Consider the following 493-nt stretch of genomic DNA (forward strand, 5'->3'; position numbering starts at 1 on the left):
TCTAGAGCTTTGTATCGAAGATCATTGGAGTATGGCTTAGGCATAACAGCAGTCAGTAAGGTTTTTTATAGTGTAGCAAACTTTATATATTTATCTATACGATCAGTGCAATCACTGGTTTAGTCGCCTCTGGCGTTGGAGCGACTACAGGTGATGTATCAAATACAGTTCAGAGTGGGAACGTTGCGCAAAATGCAGTTGAGGATAATTTATTCGGAGTTTTAACGGCAGATAAGAAAATAGATAAGCAAAAAAATAACTATTATTTCCAAGCACTACAAGCATGTAAGAGCGCAGAGTGTGAGAAAAACATTATTATGCAGAACACCTTGGCTGCGATGCAAAATGTCCAAAAAATTATAAGTGTTAGTAGTACAAAATATAATGAAGGAGACATTATAACTAGGGCGTGTTGACACTTTTAGATTAAAAAATAGCGAAGTAGTAAAATTAAATCGCCAAACCCAATTCTACTATTCGCTATGCCTCGTAC

Annotated in this window: 1 pseudogene; it reads left to right on the forward strand. The window is 36.3% G+C overall.

Annotated elements, in window-relative coordinates:
• Window positions 1-98: 98 nt before the first annotated feature.
• Window positions 99-209, forward strand: a pseudogene (locus ACINWC743_RS25300) (VENN motif pre-toxin domain-containing protein); the annotation flags it as partial.
• Between the last annotated feature and the right edge of the window lie 284 nt (window positions 210-493).

Origin of the sequence: Acinetobacter sp. WC-743 (assembly GCF_000335555.1) — a bacterium.
Classification (GTDB): domain Bacteria; phylum Pseudomonadota; class Gammaproteobacteria; order Pseudomonadales; family Moraxellaceae; genus Acinetobacter; species Acinetobacter bereziniae.